At 45.3% G+C, this 23765-nt stretch carries 21 protein-coding genes; 5 read left to right on the top strand and 16 right to left on the bottom strand.

Features of this window, described 5'->3' with window-relative positions:
• Window positions 1-133 precede the first annotated feature (133 nt).
• The gene (locus tag LYZ37_RS11795; protein WP_272785603.1) at window positions 134-2479 is read left to right on the top strand and encodes a PilZ domain-containing protein; all 2346 of its coding nucleotides are present in this window, start codon (window positions 134-136) and stop codon (window positions 2477-2479) included.
• A gap of 46 nt (window positions 2480-2525) precedes the next feature.
• On the opposite strand, the gene serB is transcribed toward LYZ37_RS11795, so the two are convergent.
• Window positions 2526-3506: a phosphoserine phosphatase gene (gene serB / locus LYZ37_RS11800; protein WP_272785604.1), complete on the bottom strand. Its 981-nt coding sequence runs from the start codon at window positions 3504-3506 to the stop codon at window positions 2526-2528.
• A gap of 104 nt (window positions 3507-3610) precedes the next feature.
• On the opposite strand from serB, the gene LYZ37_RS11805 reads away from it, so the two are divergent.
• Window positions 3611-4216 carry a YtjB family periplasmic protein gene (locus tag LYZ37_RS11805; RefSeq protein WP_272785605.1) on the top strand — a complete coding sequence of 202 codons (606 nt, stop codon included), beginning with the start codon at window positions 3611-3613 and terminating at the stop codon, window positions 4214-4216.
• Window positions 4217-4470: 254 nt separating this feature from the next.
• On the opposite strand, the gene deoD is transcribed toward LYZ37_RS11805, so the two are convergent.
• The 10 genes from deoD to LYZ37_RS11855 all read right to left on the bottom strand — a co-directional run bounded on the left by deoD (window position 4471) and on the right by LYZ37_RS11855 (window position 14479).
• A complete protein-coding gene (deoD, locus tag LYZ37_RS11810; RefSeq protein ID WP_171323020.1) occupies window positions 4471-5190 on the bottom strand; it encodes a purine-nucleoside phosphorylase in 720 nt (239 codons plus the stop codon).
• 89 nt (window positions 5191-5279) lie between these two features.
• On the bottom strand, window positions 5280-6500 hold the full coding sequence (locus LYZ37_RS11815; RefSeq protein ID WP_272785606.1) for a phosphopentomutase: 1221 nt from the start codon (window positions 6498-6500) through the stop codon (window positions 5280-5282).
• A 188-nt stretch (window positions 6501-6688) separates the two neighbouring features.
• A complete protein-coding gene (gene deoA, locus LYZ37_RS11820) occupies window positions 6689-8017 on the bottom strand; it encodes a thymidine phosphorylase (protein ID WP_272785607.1) in 1329 nt (442 codons plus the stop codon).
• 114 nt (window positions 8018-8131) lie between these two features.
• Window positions 8132-8908 carry a deoxyribose-phosphate aldolase gene (gene deoC / locus LYZ37_RS11825; protein ID WP_004744927.1) on the bottom strand — a complete coding sequence of 259 codons (777 nt, stop codon included), beginning with the start codon at window positions 8906-8908 and terminating at the stop codon, window positions 8132-8134.
• A gap of 266 nt (window positions 8909-9174) precedes the next feature.
• A complete protein-coding gene (locus tag LYZ37_RS11830) occupies window positions 9175-9345 on the bottom strand; it encodes a XapX domain-containing protein (protein ID WP_004744928.1) in 171 nt (56 codons plus the stop codon).
• A 424-nt stretch (window positions 9346-9769) separates the two neighbouring features.
• On the bottom strand, window positions 9770-11032 hold the full coding sequence (locus tag LYZ37_RS11835; RefSeq protein WP_272785608.1) for a NupC/NupG family nucleoside CNT transporter: 1263 nt from the start codon (window positions 11030-11032) through the stop codon (window positions 9770-9772).
• A 204-nt stretch (window positions 11033-11236) separates the two neighbouring features.
• A complete protein-coding gene (locus LYZ37_RS11840; RefSeq protein ID WP_272785609.1) occupies window positions 11237-12010 on the bottom strand; it encodes a TatD family hydrolase in 774 nt (257 codons plus the stop codon).
• A complete protein-coding gene (locus LYZ37_RS11845; RefSeq protein WP_161945476.1) occupies window positions 12010-12156 on the bottom strand; it encodes a DUF5363 family protein in 147 nt (48 codons plus the stop codon). The genes LYZ37_RS11840 and LYZ37_RS11845 overlap by 1 nt, the downstream gene beginning before the upstream one ends.
• A 16-nt stretch (window positions 12157-12172) precedes the next feature.
• Window positions 12173-12946 carry a peroxide stress protein YaaA gene (yaaA, locus tag LYZ37_RS11850; RefSeq protein WP_272785610.1) on the bottom strand — a complete coding sequence of 258 codons (774 nt, stop codon included), beginning with the start codon at window positions 12944-12946 and terminating at the stop codon, window positions 12173-12175.
• A 102-nt stretch (window positions 12947-13048) separates the two neighbouring features.
• Window positions 13049-14479, bottom strand: coding sequence for an alanine/glycine:cation symporter family protein (locus LYZ37_RS11855; RefSeq protein WP_272785611.1), 1431 nt, complete (start codon window positions 14477-14479; stop codon window positions 13049-13051).
• Window positions 14480-15186: 707 nt separating this feature from the next.
• On the opposite strand from LYZ37_RS11855, the gene LYZ37_RS11860 reads away from it, so the two are divergent.
• Window positions 15187-15369, top strand: a complete 183-nt coding sequence (locus LYZ37_RS11860; protein WP_004744935.1) for a DUF3545 family protein — start codon at window positions 15187-15189, stop codon at window positions 15367-15369.
• A 42-nt stretch (window positions 15370-15411) separates the two neighbouring features.
• Here the strand turns inward: LYZ37_RS11860 and LYZ37_RS11865 are convergent, their stop codons facing one another.
• From LYZ37_RS11865 to nfo, 3 genes are all read right to left on the bottom strand, one after another.
• Window positions 15412-15963, bottom strand: coding sequence for a hemerythrin domain-containing protein (locus tag LYZ37_RS11865; protein WP_272785612.1), 552 nt, complete (start codon window positions 15961-15963; stop codon window positions 15412-15414).
• A 100-nt stretch (window positions 15964-16063) separates the two neighbouring features.
• Window positions 16064-16750 (bottom strand): uracil-DNA glycosylase, encoded by a 687-nt coding sequence (gene ung / locus LYZ37_RS11870; RefSeq protein ID WP_272785613.1) that lies wholly within the window; start codon window positions 16748-16750, stop codon window positions 16064-16066.
• Between the two features lie 245 nt (window positions 16751-16995).
• Complete coding sequence (nfo, locus tag LYZ37_RS11875) at window positions 16996-17889, bottom strand: deoxyribonuclease IV (RefSeq protein ID WP_272785614.1); 894 nt, start codon at window positions 17887-17889, stop codon at window positions 16996-16998.
• Between the two features lie 323 nt (window positions 17890-18212).
• Here nfo and grcA point away from each other — a divergent pair, with 323 nt between their 5' ends.
• Together grcA and LYZ37_RS11885 are read left to right on the top strand one after the other, a co-directional pair.
• The gene (gene grcA / locus LYZ37_RS11880) at window positions 18213-18590 is read left to right on the top strand and encodes an autonomous glycyl radical cofactor GrcA (protein ID WP_004744938.1); all 378 of its coding nucleotides are present in this window, start codon (window positions 18213-18215) and stop codon (window positions 18588-18590) included.
• 96 nt (window positions 18591-18686) lie between these two features.
• Window positions 18687-19565: a LysR family transcriptional regulator gene (locus tag LYZ37_RS11885; protein ID WP_272785615.1), complete on the top strand. Its 879-nt coding sequence runs from the start codon at window positions 18687-18689 to the stop codon at window positions 19563-19565.
• On the opposite strand, the gene LYZ37_RS11890 is transcribed toward LYZ37_RS11885, so the two are convergent.
• Together LYZ37_RS11890 and carB are read right to left on the bottom strand one after the other, a co-directional pair.
• Window positions 19562-20344, bottom strand: coding sequence for a TSUP family transporter (locus LYZ37_RS11890; protein ID WP_272785616.1), 783 nt, complete (start codon window positions 20342-20344; stop codon window positions 19562-19564). The two genes, LYZ37_RS11885 and LYZ37_RS11890, sit on opposite strands and share 4 nt — an antisense overlap.
• 181 nt (window positions 20345-20525) lie before the next feature.
• On the bottom strand, window positions 20526-23756 hold the full coding sequence (gene carB, locus LYZ37_RS11895; RefSeq protein ID WP_272785617.1) for a carbamoyl-phosphate synthase large subunit: 3231 nt from the start codon (window positions 23754-23756) through the stop codon (window positions 20526-20528).
• Window positions 23757-23765 lie beyond the last annotated feature (9 nt).

The raw sequence follows: 23765 nt of genomic DNA on the forward strand, positions 1-23765 counted from the left end.
TATTGTATTTGTGACGCAAACATCGTCTACGCTTGCGTATCTCACCATCTCTACTTGATTCGCAGTAACATATCACTAAAGATCTTTATATCAAGGTCGATATTTTGAGTAAGGGATACTCTAACAAAAAAATATGCAGCAGCCAGAAATACTCTCTCTTGCGGAACGTTTGATTCCTGCTTACAACTCGGAAGATTTCGAATTTCTTCTTGGTCAAATGACTGAGGGAGACCCACCGTCTGTCAAAATCTTAGTTAAGATGGAACTTAACAGAGTTATGGCACCGTGCACTAAACCTATCGACCTTCGCGGACGAGTCAAAGGTGAATGTAGAGAATACGAACTCGATGGCCTTAAACATTGGCTCGATGACGTTGCATTCAATGCCTACCACAAGAACACGCGCAAATTTGGTGGTTACACCGAAGGGGTTTGGGAAGCGCTTTGCAATACTCATAATAATTTTAGAGTGATGCAAAAACGTGGCAAGCCACTAGGAACCGAGATCACCACCGATATCAATGGTATTGATGTTGAAGCGGTAGTGATGGGTTACGATCTGAAACGCAAAGAGAATCGCCTTAAAGTCTCTTCCCAGATCGAGATTGAATTGCTTAACGGACAGATTGTCCATGCTGTGACTGTCGATCTCTCGCCTTCGGGTGCTAAGTTTAAAGTGCCCTCTGCATTCAATTACAAACTTGGGGAAGTCATTGACGTTCGTCTGGTTGAACTGAGCAAAACCGTTGAAGTGGAAGGGATACACTCCGTCATTCCTTATCGCATTGTTGGTATTGATGAGTCTTACGAGAACGATGCCGTTAAGTATCTAAGGCTACTCAAGCTTGATACCACCAATATTATCGAAGAGGTGATTGAGCAACTGCTAAAAAGTGAAGGGCAAAAGACTCGCCACGATAACCAAGACAAGATTATTCGTGCTCGTTCACGCGGCTTTGAGCACACCTACTTAAAACACACCTGTAATCTACCGGTCTTCTTTAGCGGCAATGAGTTAAAACTTGCCCTAATGACAGAAAATAACCAGAAGATATGGCAGTACTGGCACGATGAGCGCAATCAGCAGAGTTTAACCAACTTATTCAACAACCAACGCATGTCTTTGCTCACCACTGAAGGCATGAAAGGCAGTAGTAACGTCATCTACTCCTTCACTCATGAGCATCAAGACAAAACCTTATTCTTTTCCATGATGATGCCTGAAGCGACTCGCGAACTGCGTCAGCTGTTTTGGCACATTGGTGCCAAGAAAGAGAGTTGGAAAGTATTTAGATTATCGGTGTTTGAGCTGTCTGCAGAAGAGAGAAACGAACTCTCAGCGCATACCAACGAACTTGGGCTTGAAACCTCTTCTTTGACGCATTGTGGCATCTTGCAAGAAATCGCCGATGACACCAGCCGTCAAGACTATCTATTGGCTGAGAAACCTCGCTTAGCGAGCAGTGAACTCAACCAATTTAGGCATGCCAGAAACCCAGAAAACAACCCGGTATGTATCTATTTTGATGCTCAGTCGCGTCGTAAAGAGCCGCGATACCAATTTAAATCGCCGATAATGCTCTCTGAGCCCGACACATCGACTTATGAAGGCATCAGCGTAGATATCTCCAAACATGGTGTTAGCGTCGCTCTGACAGCGCCGTGTAAACTGAAAGCGGGCGAAACTTGCTCAGTCAATTTCAAAGAACTTCAGCTCTATGACAAGAAGTTACCGCTTGGTGAAGTCCCTTACCGCGTGATTAGAGTGAGTCCCGGTGGGAAGCAGTTACAACTGGCTATCATTGAAGACAGCCAAATCATGCGCACCATCGCCTTCTTTGGCACTCTGATCGATCACAACCAAGATAAATTGATCGCCAAAAAAGAGCTGCTGCCAAGCAACGAGCTGCTCGAAGGTTTGCATGATATCTTGCTCGATAAAATGGTCAGTTCACCACTGTTTATCGAGAAGAAAGGCGGCAGCCTAAGACCAAAAGCAATTGGTATTAACTACCCGCTTAAACCTTACCTAACCATTTTGGCCAAATTGGGTGATGAGAAAAACTTCTCTCTTGGTCCAATATACAAAGGCCGCACCAATACGCTCCTTGCTCAACCGATGAAGCGAATTGAAGGTGCTCAGCCTCAATATCACGAGCTCTATCTCACTGCGGTTAAATTCGGAACACGTATCCAATCGGTTGATTCGAAACTAAGCAGCGACTTCGATAGCCTGAAAGAGCGGATGAACTTTGTCAAAAATGCCCAAGCAATGGGAGAGTTCTACGCGATTAGAATCTGTGGCGCACCCGTGTTTGATCCTATTACTGCCTTGGTACGCAAAGACCTCGACGAGCTAACTCATATCAGTTTGCACCATGCGCGCAATCTAGAAAAAGATATCCACAACATTGTTGGTTATGGCGAACTGACTGACATAACCGAAGAAGTGTTAATCCGTTTGGGCTTAACTCAATAAAAAAGCGAGGCATTGGTTGCCTCGCTTTGAATGCTTATGTTTATGGTTATGGTTGAGGCTTAAAGCTGACCCGCTTTTGCTTCACCAGCAGTGCCGATAGAATACATACGATGCCACCTAAGCCAGCATAGCGAACGGCACTCTTAGCTTGCTGCTCAACTTTCGGTTTCGCATGATAAGCAATGCCTAAGCCCGCCGCTTCCATCATCACCAAATCATTGGCCCCATCACCGACCGCTATCGTGTTGTGAGACTCAATATCGTATTGCTCTGCCAACTCTACAAGTATATCCGCTTTCGTTTGCGCCGAGACTACGTCACCAAGCACCTTACCAGTCAATTTACCTTTAACAATTTCCAGTTGGTTGGACTGAGCATGGTCAAGCGCTAACATCTGCTTGAGGTGGTCTGAAAAATAGGTAAAGCCGCCCGATGCAATCGCCGTTTTCCAGCCATACTGCTTTAGCGTGCCAATCAGCTCGGGTAAATCAGGCATCAGGGGTAACTCGGCGCGGACTTCACTCAAAATTGACTCATCAGCACCTGCAAGCTTGCCAACACGTTGACGTAAGCTCTGCTCAAAATCGAGCTCTCCTTGCATCGCACGTTCAGTAACTTCCGCTACTTCTTCACCCACACCCGCGAGTTTAGCGATTTCATCAATACACTCGATTTGAATCGCGGTCGAATCCATATCCAACACAATCAAGCCCGGTTTAGACAGATCTGGCATATCGACCAATGTTGAGTAATCTAGCTCTAAGCCTTGTAAAATCTCTTCATGCTCAGCAGTTAGTTCGCCAGCCATTAAGGCCACTTCATAACGACCAACCTTCCAAACGTCGACCACAGCATTGTAGTAACCAACGAAGAAGTCGATGTCTTCAAACTGACTTGGGCAGAGGTACTCACCAAAAACAACCCAACCTGCATTGGCTTTATCAAACTGGGTAGCAAGTCGAGATTCTGGTAGGCGGTTAATGAGGGGGATGTGTTTACGTATAGAGAGAGTCTTTAACGTGTCCATGTCTACTATTCCTAAAAAATCTCTCAACACGTTAACCTATTGCAATTTGGGTGCGCAAGTCTCAATATGCTCTAAAATATAATTAAGCTCTATTTAGGTGAAAAATGGACTCATCTCTGTTTTCTTTTCGTACTGCAATGAAAGTACTCGCGATTATCTCTTTGATTGCTATGGTGGCAACCATTGGGATTAATAGCGTCAAAATTACGAAGGGTAACGAAGAGATTCAGGCCAACCAACTAGAGACGCTAACCAATATTCTGATCTCACAGGCATCGCTTTCAGCCAGTGATATGATCATCAATCAAGACCAAGAACGCTTACTCAAACTATCGAATCAACTGGCTAAAGATGAGCTGGTAGTCGATGCCACCATCTATGACTCTGAAGGGGTAAAACTGGCTGCCAGTCAGGAAGCAAAGTCTGTACGAGAGATGCTTGGTCTAGATACTCCGCTACAAACTGCACGTATTGGCAAACAACAATTGGTAGAGCCCGTGTTACACGATGGCTCAGTGATTGGCTTTGTCCGCATCACCTTTGAAACCGGTAAACTGACTGCCTTCTCTGATCACTATTACCGTAAAAGCGATCGATACATGTACACCATGGTTGGCCTGAGTTTTATCGCCGGCCTGCTGCTTACTCTGATTGTTCGCCGTAAGCCAAACAAGCGTAAAGGTGAGAATTTGTTGCTTAAGGATATGTAGAGATTTTTAGAACGCTTCGCTCCTAGATGCGGGAACGGACTTCGTCCTACAGATAACTGGATAAAATAAAAAGGGTTGACGTGAATGCGTCAACCCTTTTTATTTATGAACGCTTTGCTATGGATTCGGGAAGCGGGAACGAAAACTCTAGAAAGGCGAAGTCATATCTCGACTCTCGGAACGCAGTGTTCTCGAAGGGCGAAGCCCGATCCCGTTTTCTCGCAGCGGAGCGATCTCAAGGACGTAGTCCGCCCCTACTCTGCGTCACCTAAAAGAACAGAGTCTAGAGCAACGATCATCATATCGTTGAACGTTGTTTGGCGCTCATCAGATGTCGTTTGCTCACCTGTCTTAATATGGTCAGACACAGTACAGATAGTTAGTGCTTTTGCACCGTACTCAGCACATACGCCGTAGATGCCTGCCGCTTCCATTTCAACACCTACGATGCCGTATTTGTCCATTACGTCGAACATCTCTGGATCTGGCGTGTAGAACAGTTCTGCCGAGAATAGATTACCGACTTTCACTTCGATACCGCGTGCTTTTGCTGCATCTTCTGCTGCGCGAACCATTTTGTAGTCAGCGATAGCCGCAAAGTCATGGCCTTTGAAACGAATACGGTTCACTTTCGAATCGGTACATGCGCCCATACCGATAACCACATCTCGCACTTTGATATCTTCACTTACCGCACCACAGCTACCGACACGAATGATCTTCTTCACGCCGAAGTCTTTGATTAGCTCTGTTGCGTAAATAGAACATGATGGGATACCCATACCATGACCCATTACCGATACTTTGCGGCCTTTGTAAGTGCCCGTGAAGCCGTACATATTGCGTACATCACATACCTGTACAACATCTTCCAAGAAGGTTTCTGCAATGTATTTTGCGCGTAGCGGGTCACCCGGCATGAGTACGACGTCTGCAAATGCACCCATTTCTGCGTTGATATGTGGAGTTGCCATGATTCAATTTCCTTTTATTAATCGGATATTAGTGAGAATGGACAAAATAATAGAGGGCTTAGCCCTCTATCTAATTTAGTCGATTTTGATTACAAGAAGTTTTTGCCGTAATCCATTGGTGAAGTACCAAAGTAGCTAGCCAAAGTTTGGCCGATATCAGCAAAGGATTCACGAAGGCCCAACGAACCTGCTGGCACTTTCTGACCGTAAACAATTACTGGAATATGCTCACGAGTATGGTCAGTACCTGGCCAAGTAGGATCACAGCCATGGTCAGCAGTTAGGATTAGCACATCGTCCTCTTCCATCATCTCCATCACTTCGTGGATACGGCCATCAAAGTACTCTAGCGCTGCTGCATAGCCCGCAACGTCACGGCGGTGACCATAAGCAGAATCGAAGTCAACAAAGTTGGTGAATACGATAGTGTTGTCACCCGCTTCTTTAATTGCCTCTTTTGTTGCTTCAAATAGAGCAGGAATACCTGTTGCTTTAGTCTTCTTAGTGATACCGCAGCCAGCGTAAATATCAGAGATCTTACCAATCGAGTGAACTTCACCGCCCTTCTCATCAACTAGCTTCTGAAGAATCGTTGCTGAAGGTGGTTCAACAGATAGGTCACGACGGTTACCCGTGCGTTCAAATTGACCTTTACCTGGACCAACAAACGGACGAGCGATAACGCGACCGATGTTGTAATCTTCAAGTTCTTCACGCGCGATCTGACAAAGTTCAAGTAGACGATCAAGACCAAACGTCTCTTCGTGACAAGCAATTTGGAATACAGAGTCAGCAGAGGTGTAGAAGATTGGCTGGCCAGTCTTCATATGCTCTTCACCCAAATCATCAAGAACTTGAGTACCCGATGCGTGACAGTTACCTAGGAAGCCTTCAAGACCTGCACGCTCAAGGATGCGGTCAGTTAGCTCTTTCGGGAAACTGTTCTCTTTGTCAGTGAAGTAGCCCCAATCAAACAGTACAGGTACACCTGCAATTTCCCAGTGACCTGATGGAGTATCTTTACCAGAAGAAAGCTCAGCCGCGTGGCCATAAGCACCGATGATTTCTGCGTCTGCATCAAGACCTGGTGCAAAACTACCTGTCGACTCTTTGTGTGCCATTGCTAGGCCAAGCTTAGATAAGTTAGGTAGCTTTAGTGCGCCGCTACGATCAGCGTTATCCGCTAAGCCCTTATCACACTGCTCAGCAATATGACCTAGGGTATCTGAACCAACGTCACCAAAGTCTTTCGCATCAGCTGTCGCACCGATCCCAAATGAGTCTAAGACTAAAATAAATGCTCTTTTCATTGCTCTCTTCCTTTGATTGGTCAAGAACAACAGCTCAATCGACCAATCTAATTAATATTATGTTAATCCCTAAATAATTGGAGTTGCAGCTAGGCGACAAGCAAATTCAGCCCTATGAGCATAGAGGCTCTATGTGATTAGGGTGAATTTGCGCCGTCAACAACGCTGCAGCTTCAAGTATGACGGGATTAAAGATCTTCAGCGCGAATCTGACGATACACCTCTGGTGTTGGTGTGTACTCACCACCAATCGTGATCGCGGCTTTCAGTGCTTGCGCTGCTTCTTGCCACTGCTCTTCATTGCGAGCGTGGATAACCGCTAGAGGCTTGTCACTTGATGCCTCTTCACCTAAGCGGATGAAGCTGTCAAAGCCCACTGCATAGTCAATAACGTCTGTTGCAACACGGCGACCACCGCCCATAGACACAACGGCCATACCAATTGCACGAGTATCCATCGCTGAGACAGTACCGCTTTGATCAGCGTATACTGGCTTGATGATGTCCGCTTTTTCAAGGTAGTTATCGTAGTTTTCAACAAAATCAGCAGGGCCACCAAGGCCAGCAACCATTTTACCGAAGCACTCTGCCGCTTTACCGTTGTCGAGTACTTCCATCAACTTGGCACGCGCATCTTCAGTGTTATCAGCAAGCTTGCCTAGAACCAACATCTCGGCACATGACGCCATCGTCACTTCAAGTAGACGAGGGTTACGGTACTCACCCGTTAAGAACTGAACGGCTTCACGTACTTCAACCGCATTACCTGCCGAAGAAGCCAGTACTTGGTTCATATCGGTTAGGATAGCCGTTGTCTTAGTGCCTGCACCATTTGCTACGGCAACAATAGATTTTGCTAGCTCTTCAGACGCTTCGTAAGTTGGCATAAATGCACCAGAGCCGACTTTTACATCCATCACTAGTGACTCAAGACCTGCTGCCAGTTTCTTAGAAAGAATTGAAGCGGTGATCAACGAGATGTTATCAACCGTCGCGGTAATATCACGTGTCGCGTATACGCGCTTATCGGCTGGTGCCAAGTCGCCGGTTTGACCGATAATTGCCACGCCCGCTTCTTTGGTTACATCACCAAACACTTCGTTAGTTGGGGTAATGTTGTAGCCAGGAATAGACTCAAGCTTGTCTAGCGTACCGCCAGTATGACCAAGACCACGACCAGAGATCATAGGTACAAAGCCACCACATGCAGCAACCATAGGGCCAAGCATTAGAGAGGTAACGTCGCCGACACCACCCGTTGAGTGTTTATCAACAATAGGACCGCCAAACTCTTTGTGGCTCCAATCTATAACCATACCAGAGTCACGCATGGCACAAGTGAGTGCAATGCGCTCAGGCATCGTCATTTCATTGAAAAAGATAGTCATAGCAAACGCTGCAATCTGACCTTCAGATACAGTGTTTTTCGCTACGCCTTGGATAAAGAAGTTAATTTCTTCCGCGGTAAGCACTTCGCCATCGCGTTTTTTACGAATGATTTCTTGAGGTAAGTACATTAGATCCTCCCATGCTTTAGCAAGCGATGGTTATAAGGTAAAGAGGTAATGTGGAGCAGCAGCTCGCTACTCCACCAAACAGACTTTGTTTTGATCTACTCTCGAACGAGAGAATTAGTAAGCTGCTGGATCAGCAGTTTCGTCTGTCACTTCTAATGTATTTAGTAGGTTTGTTAGCAGGCTTGACGCTCCGAAACGGTAGTGACGAGCATCAACCCAGTTATCACCTAGGATTTCATCAGCCATTGCTAGGTAGTCCGCTGCATCTTCAGCAGTACGAACGCCACCAGCTGGTTTGAAACCAACTGTTTGTGCAACACCCATATCACGAATCACTTCTAGCATCATGCGAGCGTATTCAGGTGTTGCGTTTACTGGCACTTTACCCGTTGAAGTTTTAATGAAGTCTGCGCCAGCTTTGATACAGATTTCAGATGCTTTCTTGATTAGTGCTTCTTCTTTTAGTTCACCCGTTTCGATGATTACTTTTAGAAGAATATCACCACAAGCTTCTTTACATTGCTTAACTAGCTCGAAGCCCACTTCTTCGTTACCTGCCATAAGAGCACGGTAAGGGAATACTACGTCTACTTCATCTGCACCGTAAGCTACTGCCGCTTTAGTTTCAGCAACCGCGATCTCGATATCGTCGTTACCGTGTGGGAAGTTAGTTACAGTTGCGATGCGAACTTCTGGCGTACCTTGCTCACGAAGTGTCTTCTTAGCAATAGGAATAAAGCGAGGGTAAATACAAATTGCAGCTGTGTTACCTACTGCTGATTTTGCGTCATGACATAGTGAAATAACTTTCGCATCAGTGTCATCATCATTCAGCGTAGTTAGGTCCATTAGTTTAAGTGCACGTAGTGCTGCTGCTTTTAAATCGCTCATTTCTATCTCCGATCAATATTCAAAAAAGTTACTGTTCTAAAAACGTTTTTTAGAACTGCAGTCATTTATGAACGGACTTGGTTCCCTGAAGACTCGGCATATACAGCGAGTTTTAATATGCCAATTGCTATCCTTGTCACCGCACAGTACCAGTTTGGTCTATGGCACAACAATCTGCGATTGCGGTGTCTAACGTATATGGGCAAACGCCCAAGCAACGGTATCGTTGCTGCCAGCGCCAATCATACTCCTTGTATTAATTATCGCTAGCTAAAAAACTTCTCAATAATCCATTGATAAGTTACGCCACCAAGATAAACACCAACGATGCCCATAACACCTGCTAATACAGGCGGGGCCGGTATCGGTAACTTGATAGCGGAAAACAGGACTCCAACGACAAAACCGGCTAAGGTTGCGAGGAAAACTTCATTCATGAGTTTTACCCTACTTTCTATAGATACCTACATTATAGATATTTGTCGCAGAACTGTAGTGGCTCATAGAGCGCAAACGGTTTGTATCTCAAAAAAGATTCTGCTTAACGTTTGCTCAATCTAATCGACGGCACAAACGTTATGAATCTTGTTGTCCGAACTCATTCCAGACCTTCGCACAATCCAACGAAAGCTCTCGTTGTCTTATGCTGATGTTTTTTCGAAATAGTCAGTGTGAGAGCAAGGCAACGAGGATTTGAATCCCTGGGAGCTTAGCTCGCTAAGTGACTAGGGTGAAAACCGCAGTTAACGCAGCTATCGCACTTACTATGCTGAAAAAACGAAAAAGCCCCGTAGTACATAGCAAGCTATGCAACTACGGGGCTTTATAAAACGGCGTCTATATAATCTTTCGCTTAATCTATTAGAAAGATAGGAAGAAGCCAGCGATTGTCGCCGCCATTAGGTTAGACAGTGTACCTGCACAAACCGCTTTCACACCCATACGAGCGATGTCGTGACGACGGTTTGGAGCTAGACCACCTAGACCACCTAGTAGAATCGCAATAGAAGAAAGGTTTGCGAAACCACATAGAGCGAATGCGATGATTGCTTGAGTCTTCTCAGACATTACTTGACCTGTTGCAGCAACAACTTGAGCGTTCTCACCAACGTAAGGTACAAAGTTTAGGTAAGCTACGAATTCGTTAACAACCAGTTTCTGACCGATGAACGAGCCAGCTACTGTTGCTTCTGCCCATGGCACACCGATTAGGAATGCTAGAGGTGAGAATAGGTAACCTAGTAGAATTTCTAGAGTTAGCTCTGGCATACCGAACCAACCGCCAACGCCACCTAGGATACCGTTGATTAGCGCGATTAGACCGATGAACGCTAGAAGCATTGCACCAACGTTTAGAGCTAGTTGTAGACCAACTGAAGCACCGCCAGCTGCTGCGTCAATAACGTTAGCAGGCTTGTCGTCACCACCGTCGATGTCTGCGCCTAGATCTTCGTTAGCCTGTTCTGTTTCAGGCTTGATGATTTTAGCGAACAGTAGACCACCTGGTGCTGCCATGAATGATGCTGCTACAAGGTACTCTAGAGGTACACCCATAGATGCGTAACCTGCTAGTACACCACCAGCAACAGACGCTAGACCACCACACATTACTGCAAATAGCTCAGATTGAGTCATTTTAGGAACAAACGGACGAACCACTAGAGGTGCTTCTGTTTGACCTACGAAAATGTTAGCTGCTGCAGACATAGACTCGGCACGTGAAGTACCTAGTGCTTTTTGTAGACCGCCACCAAGAATCTTGATAACCCACTGCATTAAACCAATGTAGTAAAGTACAGAGATAAGTGCAGAGAAGAAGATTAGCGTTGGAAGTACTTGGAACGCAAAGATGAAACCAATACCGTCAACTGAGAAGTTAACTAGGCTTCCGAATAGAAAACCAGTACCGTCTTTACCGTAGTCGATAACGTTTTGTACACCAGCTGAGAAACCAGCTAGAAGGTCACGACCCCATGGTACGTAAAGAACGAAACCACCGATGATGAATTGGATAGCAAATGCGCCACCCACAGTTCTTAGATTGATAGCTTTGCGGTTATCAGACAGTAGTAATGCAATTCCTAGCAATACTGCCATACCGACTAGGCTCATAAACAGGCTCATAGTTTATGATTTCCTTATATGTTATTTGTTGGCGTGTTACAAAATGGAGCTCAAAAGCGGAGGCAATTATACTCATCCGTCCATTGATAAAGTAATGCCGTCCTCACAGTTTCTAATAAGATTCATCATGTGTTCACTCATTAACGTGAAGCCGATCACCATTCACCATCTTCATAATCATTAAAAGAACAATTTATTTAGAATTTATTCACAAATACCGAACGCTGAATTGCTATTTTTCCAAACGTTTTCAGCAATCGTTTGCTTTGACATTCCTTTCAAGGATGCGAGACAGGACAATATTTGAGCTAACATCTTTGGCTGATTCATCTTGCCTTGATACCCATTTAGTGGCATGTCTGGCGAATCGGTTTCCAAGACGATGTACTCAAGCGGCAACTGAGTGATCGCTTGACGTGTCTTATTCGCTCTTGGATAGGTGATTCCTCCACCAACGCCAATGTAAAAACCCAAGTCTGTAAACTGTTTCGCTTGTTGAAAGCTGCCAGAAAAAGCGTGTAACACACCTCCATACGAGAAACGATTCTGTTTAAGCAATTGTAGTAGGCGATTGTGAGTTTTCCGAGAATGAAGGATAAGTGGCAGTTGGTAAGTTTGCGCCACCTCAAGCTGCTGAATAAAAACACGCTCTTGAATCTGGCTATCAACATCAACCATCGCATCTAGCCCACACTCCCCTACCGCAACACATTGTCCAGAGCGCTGACTGAGCAGTGCATCTAACTGATCGCGATGAGTGTGGCTGTCGGGACTAAGAAAATAAGGATGTATTCCCAATGCGTAGTAAATAGAGGAGTACTGCTTTGCAAGGGCCTCAACCCTGTTCCAGTTTGATGGGCCAATAGCGGGAATCAAAAAGCGTTCAACCCCAACTTGATTCGCTGACTTGATATGGTTCTCTAATCCGTTTGCGAATACGTCAAAGTCGAGATGGCAGTGGGTATCAAAAAGGCGCATTAACGCTGCGCCTTGTTGTTATTGCTTGTTGATGAAGTAGAGTCACTACGATAGGGTACACAACTGCGTTTATTTTCTGGCGTTAGCCCCATTGACTGACACCAAGCGTCATACTTCGCTAACCATTGCTTAAACCACTTGAGCATCAGCTACTCCTATCAATTATTGCTCTTCGCGCTTAAAGACCAATTCTGTCGGTGTCGATTCATCTTCAACAAAGTAATATCCCGCAGTATCAAACTTCGTCAGTTCAGCGACGCTCGAAATGCGATTTTCGATAATGTAGCGCGCCATCATGCCGCGGGCTTTCTTGGCATAAAAGCTGATCACCTTATATTGGCCATTTTTGCAGTCTTTAAATACCGGCGTAATCACTTGGGCATCGAGATTTTTCGGCTTAACCGCTTTAAAGTACTCATTAGACGCTAGGTTAACTAATACGTTATCACCTTGATTAGCAATCGCCTCGTTAAGCTTATCGGTGATCACATTGCCCCAAAAATGATAGAGATTGCTGCCTTTATCGTTAGCAAGCTTAGTCCCCATTTCAAGACGGTAAGGCTGCATTAAATCGAGTGGCTTAAGTAAACCGTACAAACCAGACAGCATGCGCAGATGGTTCTGCGCGTAATCAAAGTCTTGCTCAGATAATGACTGCGCATCTAACCCTGTGTAGACATCGCCCTTAAAAGCTAAGATCGCTTGGCGAGAGTTGTCTAGGGTAAATGTCTCGCTCCACTCTTGAAAACGACCAACGTTCAGGTCGGCGATTTTATCGCTAACCTTCATTAAGCTCGCAACATCAGCCGGTGTCAGTTTACGGCAAACATCAATAAGCTGCTTAGAGTACTCAATTAAATCCGGTTGAGTAGACTTCTCTGTTGCCAGTGGCGATTCATAATCTAAGGTTTTCGCAGGTGAAACGACGATTAGCATGACTTAACTCTATCTGTTTAATTATGTTGTTAGATATAGGTTACAAAAAAAGCCATGCAATGTCTGCATGGCTTTTTGAATCGTTTTAATAGAGGCTAACTATTAATCTTTTTTGCTCTGATCCCAAATACCATCCTCAAGCTGAGACTTCAGCTCTGGGAAGTCGTTTGAATCAAACGTCGGCACTTTACCTTCGTCTAGCTGGCGGTTGTAGTCTTTCGCTAGTTTAATAACGATGCCTGATAGCAGAATAATCGCCACCAAGTTAACAATCGCCATTAGACCCATAGAAACGTCTGCTAGAGCCCATACAACTGGTAGAGAAGCCACGGCACCAAACATCACCATACCCAAAACGATGATACGGAAGATACCAAGACCCGCTTTGTGGTTGTGCTCTAAGAAGATTAGGTTGGTTTCTGCATAAGAGTAGTTGGCAATGATTGAAGTAAAGGCAAAGAAGAAGATCGCCACAGCAACAAAGATGCCGCCCCACTCGCCGACTTGAGAACTCAAAGCCGTTTGCGTTAGTTCGATACCTGTTACTTCACCGTGTGGTACATATTCACCTGACATTAGGATAATAGCCACGGTTGCTGAACAGATAACGATAGTATCCATAAACACACCTAACATCTGCACGTAACCTTGTGATGCTGGGTGTGGAGGATATGGCGTCGCAGAAGCTGCTGCGTTTGGTGCTGAACCCATACCGGCTTCGTTTGAGAATAGACCGCGCTTAATACCGTTGATCATCGCCTGTGCGATTGCGTAGCCAAGGCCACCAGCAGCCGCTTCTTGCAAGCCAAACGCACTCTTAAAGATCAGAGTAAGAACGGCAGGAAGCTTCTCTAGGTTAGTCAGCATAACGAACATTGCTAGTAGTAAGTAAGCCAGCGCCATTAGTGGAACAACCAGCTCAGCCACTCTAGCAATACGCTTGATACCACCAAAAATAACAATCGATGAAATCAACACGACTGCGATACCTACGTAGGTATCTTCCCAACCGAAGGCATTGTTCATTGCATTAGCAATTGAGTTAGCTTGTACTGCATTGAAAACAAGGCCAAAAGCGATAATTAGGAATACTGAGAACAGTACACCCATCCAACGCATACCTAGACCTTTCTCCATGTAGTACGCTGGGCCACCACGGTAGTTGCCATCATCATCTTTGGTTTTGTACAACTGCGCTAAGGTACTTTCGGCGAATGATGTTGCCATACCTAACATAGCAATGAGCCACATCCAAAAAATGGCGCCTGGGCCACCCGCAGTCAGAGCGACAGCAACACCTGCCATGTTACCAGTACCGACACGTGCAGCTAAGCTTGTACAAAGTGCTTGGAAAGAAGAGATACCAGCTTTATCTGCTTTGCGGCTGTTTTTTAGAACAGAGAACATATGGCCAAAGTGGCGGAACTGAATAAAGCCCAGACGGACTGTAAAGTAGATTCCCACACCGACCAGAAGGTAAACAAGAATAGAACCCCATAGAAGGTCATTCATTAAATTGATTAAGTCTGTCATAACATCCTCATAGTGAGTTTTCGCTGACCTCTGCGTCCAAGCCATCCATCTAACTGCTCGACTAAGTGTCAAGATTGCTTAGCATTGATTTTGTTGTTTTATGCAGTTTAGACCTGTAAAACTCGCTTCGTGCTTCCATTTTACGTGTCAGCGTATTTTTTGACGGGCGGATAATGCAGTGAAGATGTGGAAAAATCAATATGAAAATAACTGCGTATAATTGTTATTTTTCACCATATCATCACCACCAATTAACACACAACAACACAAAAAACCAACAAACCACAAACAAACAATAAAAGAGATTACAACATCACGCATATTACGAAACATAATTTCATATGCGTCGCTAACCAATCGAATCCCCTTGCTAGATAAGGCGTCAAACCTCAATTACAAAATGAATGCCCGTAAAATAAGCTAACTTGGTGACTAAGGATGCTCACCTGATTGAATATCCACAATAGTGATAGTGATGTGCACACCGAGTTAACATTCTCAAATGTTCAATTTAATCGTTTTCGTCAGTTTAAGTGTTCAAAAAAACGCCAATATGATGGCCAAAATTTGTGACTTGCTCGCACAATATGCGTAAAAACTTCATTGAAACGTAACAAATGAGAAACGAATCAAGGTTACTGTTGTTTTGAATATGGTATTAAAAACCTGCCCCATTTAGAGGGATAAAAATCATAAAGAGGTAGCTTATGGAAGGCTTAAACTTTGAAGAACTATTGGAACAGGACTTTCCCAAAGGACGCACGGCTCGTTCTAAACCCGTAAAGCGCAAATGGCGTGAAATTGAGGCGATAAAAGACCGTCAGCGTCTACAAAAAGAGCTGATGGACATGGATATCGGCTTTGATGATCTAGATAAACTTGAGTATTAGAATTTAGAAAAGAGGCGATTGTTCGCCTCTTTTTTGTTTACGCTAGATACATTCATGCTCAGTTTGGTGGACTCGCTCCGCTAGCTGGGCGTATTGCTCTGCGATCGTTGCCCCGAACACTGGGTCGTCTTCACAAACGCTCCATTGCTCTTCGACTGCTTGCCAATCTTTGACCGTAAACGTCTCAATCAAATAGGGGAAGATACGCTTCTCTTCGGTTTCTAAATGCTGTTTTTGAGCATCGAGAAATGACTCCAACTGTTCGATAAACATATCCTGCGGGATCACCGCATCTTGCAGCACCATATCAACCACGTTTAAGAAAGCATGGGTCTTTTCCGATAATGTCTGATGCTCCAACTCTAGGTTGTCAATCTCATGGTGATGGCCATAGTGCTCAAGATAGTAACGGTAAAGGATGTCTTCTTTAGGGTGGTGAACTTTCTCTGAATGGTTAGCAAGGTAATCAACCAACTCTTTCAGAACCGCGTAGTTTACCTGACGCTCACTCTTTAGCATCGCCAACTTATGGCGAAGAAGCGCCAGTAAACGCACCATATAACCATGTTCGCGCCTAATCCTTTCAATCATCATAGCGTTTCTCCTTAACACCTACTTTTTATAAGTGTATAAGAGAAGCTACTGGCGTGCTTTGAACTTGTTCGAAAATTAGGCAAACATCATAGAAACCGAGTTACCCTTCTATATGTAAAGGTAGTCGCCATTCAATCATTGATTTACCTTGTTGCTGCAAAATTTGATTGGTCTGCGAAAAATGACGACAACCGAAAAAGCCTCTGTGAGCAGAGAGTGGAGAAGGATGCGGCCCCGCAAGCACAAAGTGTTTGTCGCGATCGATAAAGCGCCCTTTTTTCTGTGCATGCGCTCCCCAAAGTAAAAACACCACGCCCGATTGGTGCTGATTAAGCGCTTCAATCACTTTATCCGTAAAGGTTTCCCAGCCAGTTTTAGAATGTGAGTGCGCTTTACCCTGTTCTACGGTCAAGACAGTATTGAGTAGCAGAACCCCTTGCTCAGCCCAACTTTGTAAATAGCCGTGCTGCGGAATTTGAAAGCCTTCAATATCTTGTGCGAGTTCTTTGTACATATTGACCAAAGATGGTGGCGTCTTAACACCAGGTAGAACCGAGAAACAGAGTCCATGCGCTTGGTTTGGGCCGTGATAAGGATCTTGGCCGATGATTACGACCTTTACGTCTCCAAACTCAGTGGCGCGAAAGGCGTTAAAGACATCTGGCGCAGGCGGATAAACGACCTTACCTGCCGCTCTTTCTTGCTCAACAAACGCCAGAGTCTGCTGAAAGTACTCCTGCTGTTTTTCCGCTCCAATAACATCTTGCCAAGTTAAAGACGCACCCATGTTCTGTTCCTCTTACTGTATGCCTGCCTCGATTTTGGCAGAATATGTAAAAGGAACAAGGTATTTAGAGCTAAATTAGCTAGTTTCTCTGCGGGGTTCGATAGTGACCTTGACCGGTAATGTGGCGATTCGGCGCAGGTAAGCGCGCTGGGCGTACACTAATATTTCGGTATGAATATGGCATAGTGGCATCCTCATATTATCAATTTCATTAATGACTATGAAAAATTGATGCCACCTTTTACTTAGTTAGTTATTTCTGCTTGTACTTGTGCGTGAAAAGCACGTAATTGATCGATCTCATCAGGCCAAACCTCGGGCTCAATCGTTTCTAAGATCAATGGGATAGAATCAAAACGAGGATCTTTTGCTATGTATTCAAAACAGTCCCAACCAATTTCTCCTTTGCCTAGTGCGTGATGCCTATCGACCTTGCCGCCTAAGGCAATCTTTGAGTCGTTAATGTGCATTGCCCTTAAATAATGCATACCGACAACGCGGTCGAACTCAGCAAACGTTGCCTCGCAGGCATCAAAGCTGCTCAAGTCATAGCCTGCGGCAAAGGTATGGCAAGTATCAATGCAAACACCAACGCGAGACTTATCCTCTACCTGCTCGATAATCTCGGCTAGATGTTCAAATCGCCAACCAAGGTTCGTTCCCTGTCCTGCGGTGTTCTCAATCACAGCAATAACATTAGGCACCGTTTGATGGGCAAGATTAATCGACTCCGCTATTCGCGCTAAGCACTCTCTCTCAGATATCTTCTTTAAATGACTCCCAGGATGAAAATTGAGCAGGGTTAAACCCAACTGATTACACCTTTCCATTTCATCTATAAAAGCCGCGCGAGATTTGGCTAGTTTCTCTTCTTCTGGAGCACCAAGGTTGATGAGGTAGGAATCGTGAGGAAGTATCTGCTCACTACTGAAACCTAACATTTGGCAATTTGCCCGAAACGCTCGGATGGTTTTTTCTTCTAACGGTTTTGCCACCCATTGGCGTTGATTCTTAGTAAATAGAGCAAACGCATTCGCGCCAATTTCTCTCGCTCTTAGCGGCGCTTGATCGACACCACCAGCAGCAGAAACATGGGCACCAATATACTTATTACCAAACGGATTTTTACGCATTGTCATTTAATCACTTTATACTTTCAGACTATGAACCTATTTACAGCCACTTAGATGACCAAGTTCAATTTTTAGCCTCATTTTGTAGTAATATTACAACAAAATGAGTTATTAAATATTTTTTATATTATCAAATATATTGTAACCATATTGTTTTCAAAGATTTTATTGATTTAGAACAAGAAAATAACCTTTAGAAAAATGATGTTTTTGGTTGTTTTTTGACTTAAATCAATATTATCATAAGGGATATTCGCTATATAATACGTAGCTCAATAAAATTCGAAAATTAACACCAATAAACCACTAAAGTGGACTAGGAGATAGTGATGATCCAAGGTATTCAAATTACAAAAGCAGCTAACGACGATCTACTGAACTCAATCTGGCTTCTAGACAGCGAGAAGAACGAAGCGCGTTGTGTAGCAGCGAACTCTGGCTTCGAAGCTGATCAAGTTGTTGCGATCAACGAGCTAGGCGAATACGAAAGCCGTGAAGTTGCTATCGAAACAGCACCACGTATCGAGGGCGGTCAGCACCTAAACGTGAACGTTCTTAAGCGTGAAACTCTAGAAGACGCAGTGGCTAACCCAGAAAACTACCCTCAGCTAACTATCCGCGTTTCTGGCTACGCAGTACGTTTCAACTCTCTAACTCAAGAGCAGCAGCGCGACGTAATCGCACGTACTTTTACTGAGTCTCTATAATTCTCAGATAATCGATTTTAAAAGCGGCGCTCATTGAGCGCCGCTTTTTTATTGGGTACAGTATCACACCTGTTCGACTCTTTGGGATACGACGACATGCTGTTAGAAGGTATAGAAACACTGTTAGCGCTCAGTAAGGCCAAGACCATGAGCCGTACTGGTAGCCAACTCTATATCAGCCAATCAGCGGTCAGCAAACGCATTGCCAACCTTGAGAAGAAACTAGGTAAAAAGCTGATTGTTCCAGATGGAAGAAATGTTCAGCTGACACAAGATGCGCTCAATCTTATCGAGAGTATTGGCCCCACCTTCAATGAACTGAGAGGGCGTATCTATGAGCAACAATCGATGGAGGAGCAGAGCACAATAAGCGTCGATTGCTCTGAAACGTTAGTCGCCAGTTACCTTGCAGATATCCTTGGTGAGCACTTTAAAACTGATCCTTACATTCGCATCACCACCAATCATACACCGCGTATCGTTGAGCATGTTCAGTCTGGCAAAGCGCACTTAGGTATATGCGCGGGTTTGCTTCCTCCCCAGCATGGACTCAAAACATTTCACCTCGTCGACGAGCCGTTTTTTATAGTCGCCGATACTCCTCTTAAGCAGCTGCCGAGCACGATCATTACCAATGATCTTGCCAATACCGCTAACACCTATCAGCTAAAGATCCTCAACAATCTGGCTATGACACCAGTGATGGAGATGGACTCTTATGCTGCCGCAGCTCAGCTTGCCCTTTCTGGTATTGCCCCAGCTTTAGTGCCGTTATCCGTCATCCAAACGCTAAAAATCAAGCGACAGCATTGCCATCACTTCGAGCAGCTACAACCACTCTATCGCCCGCTGCATGTGTGCCTACGTGCTTCTTCGTATAAAAATCAACGAATTAAAATCCTAGTTGATAAAGTGGTCGCTTCGGTAGCCAAGTCAGCAAACACGTCACTTAATCCCAACTCACTAAAACCCTAAGCAATTAAAGAGAGTAACCACTGCGAATGCTCTTGCCACAATAACTTAGCTGCCATCAACATCGACATTGTTATCACTAATGGGCGAATCCATTGTTGTCCTTTTGTCACCACCACTTTAGCGCCGAGCCGCGCCCCAATGAATCCGCCAACAGCCATCACAAGCCCTAACTCCCAAATCGGCAAACCGGCAAAAATAAAGAACAGCAGCGCCGCAATATTGGAGGTGAAGTTAAGCACTTTAGTACGCGCCGTCGCATCCACTAGCGAGAAGTGACCTAGTGCAACAAAGCAAACTGTGAATATCGACCCTGTACCCGGGCCAAAGAAGCCATCATAAAAGCCGACGCCTCCGCCAACCGAGAAAGCAAACATGGCTTCAGATAATTTGGCCTCACCTTTGTGCTGTTTCGCTTTCGGCATCATGAGGAAGTAGAGCGAGATCGCAACCAACAAAATCGGAATTAGACTCGTCAGTACCCCGGCGTCTATGTACTGGACGGCTTCTGCCCCCACTGCCGAGCCAACAAAAGTACAAACAATCGCAAGGCGCATCTCTTTAATGCTGACAATCCCGTTGCGCACGAAATACCAACTGGCAGAAAAGCTGCCAAATGAACTCTGAAGCTTGTTTGTCGCGAGCGCTTGAGTCGGAGGGACACCCGCCGCCAGTAGCGCAGGCAGAGTAAGCAGTCCTCCGCCCCCTGCCATGGCGTCAATGAAGCCTGCAGCGGTCGCCACAAAGAAGAGTATCGTCAGTATTTCAAGTGTCAGTTCCATTCTCAATCAATCGGTTATCAGTTTCTATCAACCAAAATATCACCAAGTTAACAATTCTCTTAGAGAAAGATTAGACTTTAATTCATTCCAATTATTCATTAATGAGGACAAAAAAAGCCCACTCAAATGAGTGGGCTATGAGGTTGTCATATAAGCTCTCAGTTGAGCTTACTGATTTTTATTACGCTTCGTTCGCTTTCACTTTTGCGTGTAGCTCTTGAACCGATGCTACAGATGCACACGCGTCAGCAGTATGAGCCATAGAAGCTGCAAATGCTGCATTTAACGTTGTGGTGTAGTTCACTTTCTCTGCTAGTGCGCCACGGCGAAGTACTTTTGAGTCTTCAATCGCTTGACGACCTGCCGCCGTGTTAACGATGTAGGTGTACTCATTGTTCTTGATACGGTCAAGAATGTGCGGACGACCTTCGTGTACCTTGTTAACTAGACGTGGGTTGATACCCGCTTCACCTAGAATAACCGCTGTACCGTGAGTCGCATCCAGCTGGTAACCAAGCTTAGACAGCTTAGACGCTAGGTCTACAACACGCTCTTTATCGCCTTCACGAACAGACAGTAGCGCGCGGCCACCTTCTGGGTATACCTTGCCACAACCTAGCTCTGCTTTTGCGTAAGCTTCTGCGAATGTTGCACCGACACCCATTACTTCACCTGTTGAGCGCATTTCTGGGCCTAACAGAGGGTCAACACCTGGGAACTTGTTGAACGGTAGCACCACTTCTTTTACAGAGTAGTATGGTGGGATGATTTCTTTAGTGAAGCCTTGAGTTTCTAGAGATTGGCCCGCCATAACACGTGCCGCAATCTTAGCGATTGGTGCGCCTGTTGCTTTCGATACGAACGGTACAGTACGCGCTGCACGAGGATTCACCTCGATTAGGTATACTTTGTTGTTCTTAACCGCAAACTGCGTGTTCATCAGACCACGAACACCCAACTCGAACGCTAGCTTTTCAACTTGCTCACGCATTACGTCTTGGATTTCTTGGCTTAGCGTGTATGCAGGAAGAGAACATGCTGAGTCACCTGAGTGAACACCTGCTTGCTCGATGTGCTCCATGATACCGCCAATCACTACGCGCTCACCGTCACAGATAGCATCGATATCCACTTCAACAGCGTCGTCTAGGAAACTATCAAGAAGAACTGGAGATTCGTTCGATACGCTGACTGCTTCGTTGAAGTAGCGACGTAGATCTTGCTCGTCGTATACGATTTCCATCGCACGACCACCCAGTACGTATGAAGGACGTACAACTAATGGGTAACCAATTTCACGCGCTTTCTCTACCGCTTGTTCCATTGTTGTTACCGTCGCGTTCTCTGGCTGTAAAAGACCTAAACGGTCAACAGCAACTTGGAAGCGCTCACGGTCTTCTGCACGGTCGATAGCATCTGGGCTAGTACCGATGATAGGCACGCCTGCTGCTTCAAGTGCGCGAGCCAGTTTCAGTGGCGTTTGACCACCGTACTGAACGATAACGCCTTTTGGTTTCTCAACGCGAGCGATTGCTAGTACGTCTTCCAGTGTTACTGGTTCGAAGTACAGACGGTCAGAAGTATCATAGTCTGTTGAAACTGTCTCAGGGTTACAGTTAACCATGATGGTTTCGTAGCCATCTTCACGTAGTGCAAGTGATGCGTGTACACAACAGTAGTCGAATTCAATACCTTGGCCGATACGGTTAGGACCACCGCCAAGAATCATGATCTTCTCTTTGTCCGTTGGGTTCGCTTCACACTCGTCATCGTAAGATGAGTACATGTAAGCGGTATCAGAAGAGAACTCAGCCGCACAGGTATCTACACGCTTGTAAACTGGGTGGATATCGTACTGGTCACGTAGGCGACGGATTTCGCTTTCAGACACACCTAGAATCTTAGATAGGCGAGCATCTGCGAAACCTTTACGCTTCAGTTTTTGTAGTTCTTCTTTGTTCAGACCAGCAAAGCCTTTTGCTTTAAGCTCTTGCTCAAGCTTCACTAGGTCTTCGATTTGAACTAGGAACCAACGGTCGATTTGCGTTAGGTTGAATACACCATCAACAGACATACCTGCACGGAATGCGTCAGCGATGTACCAAATACGCTCAGCGCCCGCTTCTTTTAGTTCGTGACGAATAGTAGTTAGAGCATCTGGCGCATCTAGGTCAACCATTTCATCAAAGCCAGTCGCGCCAACTTCTAGGCCGCGAAGTGCTTTTTGTAGCGATTCTTGTTGGTTACGACCAATTGCCATAACCTCACCTACTGACTTCATCTGAGTCGTTAGACGGTCGTTAGCGCCAGCAAATTTCTCGAAGTTAAAGCGAGGAATCTTAGTCACTACGTAGTCGATAGTAGGTTCGAATGATGCAGGAGTTGCACCACCCGTGATATCGTTTTGTAGCTCATCAAGCGTAAAGCCAACAGCCAGTTTCGCTGCAATCTTAGCGATTGGGAAACCTGTCGCTTTAGATGCTAGTGCAGAAGAGCGAGATACACGAGGGTTCATCTCGATGATAACCATACGGCCATCTTTCGGGTTGATACCAAACTGTACGTTTGAACCACCTGTTTCTACACCGATCTCACGTAGTACCGCTAGAGAGGCATTACGCATCAACTGGTACTCTTTATCCGTTAGAGTCTGAGCTGGCGCTACTGTGATTGAGTCACCTGTGTGGATACCCATTGGGTCGAAGTTTTCAATCGCACATACGATGATACAGTTGTCCGCTTTGTCGCGAACCACTTCCATCTCGTACTCTTTCCAACCGATGAGTGATTCATCGATTAAAAGCTCGTTAGTTGGCGAAAGGTCTAGACCGCGACGACAAATCTCTTCGAACTCTTCTTTGTTATAAGCGATACCACCACCGGTACCACCCATAGTAAATGAAGGACGAATGATACAAGGGAAGCCAACCATCTCTAGGACGCCGTAAGCTTCTTCCATTGTTTTCGCCGTATCGGCACGTGGACACTCAAGGCCGATAGACTTCATCGCTTTATCGAAGCGAGAACGGTCTTCTGCTTTATCGATAGCATCAGCCGTTGCACCAATCATCTCTACGCCGAACTCTTCAAGTACGCCGTGCTTTTCTAGGTCTAGAGCACAGTTAAGCGCAGTCTGACCACCCATAGTTGGTAAAACCGCATCTGGGCGCTCTTTCTCGATGATCTTGCGAACCACTTCCCACTGGATTGGTTCAATGTAAGTTGCATCCGCCATGTCTGGGTCAGTCATGATGGTTGCAGGGTTAGAGTTTACAAGGATAACTCGGTAACCCTCTTCACGCAGTGCTTTACATGCTTGAGCACCAGAGTAGTCAAACTCACATGCCTGACCGATAACAATCGGGCCTGCACCTAGAATTAGAATACTTTTTAAGTCAGTACGTTTTGGCATTCTCTACTA

The organism is Vibrio tubiashii, from assembly GCF_028551255.1.
GTDB classification, from domain to species: Bacteria; Pseudomonadota; Gammaproteobacteria; order Enterobacterales; family Vibrionaceae; genus Vibrio; species Vibrio tubiashii_B.